Source organism: Pseudomonas sp. BS-2016, assembly GCF_001806145.1.
GTDB classification, from domain to species: domain Bacteria; phylum Pseudomonadota; class Gammaproteobacteria; order Pseudomonadales; family Pseudomonadaceae; genus Aquipseudomonas; species Aquipseudomonas lundensis.
The window spans coordinates 1-3,303 of sequence record NZ_MLCT01000148.1; the positions used below are offsets into that span (position 1 = coordinate 1).

General features: G+C 59.4%; 5 protein-coding genes. 4 read left to right on the plus strand and 1 reads right to left on the minus strand.

From position 1 onward, the window contains the following. Window positions 1-610: MFS transporter (locus BKD70_RS23155; RefSeq protein WP_139145818.1), on the plus strand; the 610-nt coding region annotated here is incomplete at its 5' end. Then, window positions 607-1,365 carry a substrate-binding domain-containing protein gene (locus BKD70_RS23160; RefSeq protein ID WP_070415480.1) on the plus strand — a complete coding sequence of 253 codons (759 nt, stop codon included), beginning with the start codon at window positions 607-609 and terminating at the stop codon, window positions 1,363-1,365. The genes BKD70_RS23155 and BKD70_RS23160, both read left to right, overlap by 4 nt. Here BKD70_RS23160 and BKD70_RS23165 read toward each other — a convergent pair. After that, a complete protein-coding gene (locus tag BKD70_RS23165) occupies window positions 1,357-2,259 on the minus strand; it encodes a LysR family transcriptional regulator (RefSeq protein ID WP_034127031.1) in 903 nt (300 codons plus the stop codon). The genes BKD70_RS23160 and BKD70_RS23165 overlap by 9 nt on opposite strands. 333 nt (window positions 2,260-2,592) lie before the next feature. Here BKD70_RS23165 and BKD70_RS23170 point away from each other — a divergent pair, with 333 nt between their 5' ends. Next, complete coding sequence (locus BKD70_RS23170) at window positions 2,593-2,874, plus strand: type II toxin-antitoxin system ParD family antitoxin (RefSeq protein WP_034127030.1); 282 nt, start codon at window positions 2,593-2,595, stop codon at window positions 2,872-2,874. Further along, complete coding sequence (locus tag BKD70_RS23175; RefSeq protein WP_054917741.1) at window positions 2,871-3,224, plus strand: type II toxin-antitoxin system RelE/ParE family toxin; 354 nt, start codon at window positions 2,871-2,873, stop codon at window positions 3,222-3,224. The genes BKD70_RS23170 and BKD70_RS23175 overlap by 4 nt, the downstream gene beginning before the upstream one ends. Window positions 3,225-3,303 lie beyond the last annotated feature (79 nt).

Consider the following 3,303-nt stretch of genomic DNA (forward strand, 5'->3'; position numbering starts at 1 on the left):
GGTGAAGAACTGGACCGTGGTCATCGGCGGCATGCTGATGGTGGCCATGACCACCACCGCGTTCTACCTGATCACCGTGTACGCGCCGACTTTCGGTAAAACCGTGTTGCACCTGAGCACCTCGGACGCCTTGCTGGTGACCTTGCTGGTCGCGATCTCGAACTTTTTCTGGCTGCCGATCGGCGGCACGTTAAGCGACCGCTTCGGCCGTAAACCCGTGCTGATTGCCATGACGGTGCTGACTGTCCTTACGGCTTATCCGGCATTGTCCTACGTGGTCAACGCACCAAGCTTTGCGCACATGCTGGAAACCCTGCTGTGGTTCTCGTTCCTGTATGGCATGTATAACGGCGCGATGATCCCGGCGTTGACTGAAATCATGCCGGTGGAAGTGCGTGTGGCGGGTTTCTCCCTGGCCTACAGCCTGGCGACAGCAGTGTTCGGTGGCTTCACGCCAGCGATCTCCACCTGGTTCATTCACATCACCGAAGACAAGGCTTCACCTGCGTATTGGATGATCTTCGCCGCGCTGTGTGCATTGTGTTCGACCCTGGCGTTGTATCGCCGCGCCAATACCCGCGGCCAAGTCATGCAGGAGGCTGCGCAATGAAGCCGCTGTTCAAGACCCTCGCTGCTGTCGTCCTCGGCACCCTGGCGCTATCAGCCCAGGCCGAACAACTCAAGGTCATGACCTCGGGCGGCTTCACCGCCGCGTATAAATTGCTCGGCCCGCAATACGCCGAGCAAAGCGGTGACACCCTCGACACCATCCTTGGCCCGTCCATGGGCAAGGCGCCGGAAGCGATTCCCAACCGCCTGGCCCGTGGCGAACAGGCCGATGTGGTGATCATGGTCGGCTATGCCCTGGATGAGTTGATCAAACAAGGCAAAGTCGACCCCGCGTCCCGCGTGGAGCTGGCGGACTCGCGGATCGGCCTGGTGGTGAAGGAAGGTGCGGCCAAACCTTCGATCAATACCGATTCCGAGCTCAAGGCTGTGTTGAGCCAAGCCAAATCGGTGGCCTATTCGGATAGCGCCAGCGGCGTTTATGTCGAGAAGGAATTGTTCAAGAAGCTCGGCATGCCTGCCAAGGGCACCATGATCCAACGCGTGCCGGTGGGCGAACAGGTGGCCAAGGGTGATTACGAGGTCGGCTTGCAACAAGTGGCGGAATTGTTGCCAGTCAAGGGCGTGACGTTCGTAGGCAAGATCCCGGAAGACGTGCAGTCCGTTACCCGTTTCGCCGCCGGTATTCCAGTGAACGCCAAACACCCTGAGCAGGCCAAGGCACTGTTGCAGTTCATGGCATCGCCCGAGGCCCAGCAGGAGGTGCAATCCACCGGCCTGGACTCGGTGTCACGCTGACCGGAACGGCATCTCCCGCACCAAACGCTCCAACTCCAGCGCCGCCGGTGGCAATGTCCGCCCGCGGCGCTTGATCAAGCCCACATTGCGCAGCACCTGGGGCTCCACCAGCGGCACACTGACCAGAATCGGGTGAGTGTGCGCCGGCATCGCAATCGACGGCACCATCGCTACGCCCAGCCCCGCCTCCACCAGCCCGATCATGGTGGTCACATGGTGCGTCTCGCAGATACTCGGCTTTTTCACCCGCACCCCACGCAAGGCCTGGTCGAGCAGGAAGCGGTTGCCCGACGTCTTGTCCACCTCGATGTAGTCATGCTCATAGGCCTCGGTCCAGCTCACGCTGTCACGCCCAGCCAGAGGGTGATCACGCCGGCAGGCCAGCACGTAGCGCTCCTGCAGCAGCAACTCGAATTCCACCTCATCGGCCAGGCTACCGCTGAAACTCACGCCAAAGTCCGCCTCGCCGCTGGCCACCGCATTGCACACCTCGCCGGCACTGGCATCCAGCACCCGCAGGCGAATCTTCGGATACAGCTTGTGGAACTCGGAGATTACGTGGGGCATGAAGTAGTACGCGGTAGACGGCACGCAGGCGATGGTGACATTACCCATGCGCGTCGAGGCGACGTTGCTGATACCCATCAGCGCGATGTCGAGATCGTCGAGCATGCGCTCGACCTGGGGTAAAAATGCACGCCCGACCATGGTCAGGCTGACCCGTCGCGTGGTGCGTTCGAACAGCTTTACATCCAGCGCGGATTCGAGCTTTTCGATACGCCGACTGAGGGCCGGTTGCGAGATACGGATGGCCTCGGCAGCGCCACGAAAACTGCCCTTGTCCACCACGGCGCGGAAAGCTTGGAGGTCGTTGAGGTCGAAGTTGATGATCACGGGAGGCAGGCCAAAGGTGGTCGAGGTGGCGAGCATTATCGTATGGGAGCCGGTGGGACGCCATGTGTGCCTAGATGGTTTGCCGAGATCATCCTGTTACACATATGAAGTCATACATATCAGCAGGTTATCAGCCACCTACGGCAACGCGATCGCCAAAACGGGTCAATACTTTCGGCCTGACCTACACAACTGGAGACGTAGCAACTCATGGAAACCTACCCCTTCTGGATAGACGACGAGGCGCCGGGCATCGGCATCGATCAGTTGCTTCTTGCATCGCGCCAATGGTCGAGTAGGATTGAATCCCACTCACCCCAGGCGGATACACCCATGCGCTCAACCCAGCAAATGAGCATCACCCTGCCCCTAGAAATGGCGGCCCTGGTCAAAGCCAAGGTGGCTGCTGGCGAATATGCCAGCGAAAGTGAAGTGATTCGCGACGGCCTGCGGGCGTTGCTGGCGCGTGATCGCGCCATGGAGGATTGGCTCAGAGCCGAAGTCATCCCCGCAGCGACCGCCCTTGAGGCGAAGCCTGAGCTTGGGTTATCGCCAGAACAGGTCCGCGAACATATGGCCGCCAGACGTCAGCGCAAAGGCACAGGGGAAGCGTGAGCTACTCGGTAGTTTTTTCGCCCGAGGTCTTGGCGCAACTCGATGCCCTTGAAGACTACATCAGCGATGTCGGCTCCCCTCCTGAAGCGGCGCGTTTTATCGACAATCTTGTCAGCTACTGTGAAAGCCTTGCCCTGTTTCCCTTGCGTGGCATGCGCCGTGACGACCTGCTGAAAGACTTGCGCATCACTCACTATCGTCGCAGCACCATTATTGCTTTCAGGGTGAAGCCTGACTTCAAAACGGTATCAATAGTGGGGGTGTTTTACGGCGGGCAAGATTACACGGCGTTGTTGCACGCAGATCAGAACGAGCACCCGACAAGGGCTGAAAAGCCTGCTGAAAACTGATCAGCAGGCTTTTAGCGTTCAAACACCCTTTAATAAAGGGTCTGATAGCGCGTTCCAAGCCGCTGGTGCACCGAAAAAC

Excerpts from the sequence above, each read along its gene's own strand:
- BKD70_RS23170 (WP_034127030.1), top strand. The coding sequence starts at position 2,593 with ATGCGCTCAACCCAGCAAATGAGCATCACCCTGCCCCTAGAAATGGCG.
- BKD70_RS23160 (WP_070415480.1), top strand. The coding sequence starts at position 607 with ATGAAGCCGCTGTTCAAGACCCTCGCTGCTGTCGTCCTCGGCACCCTG.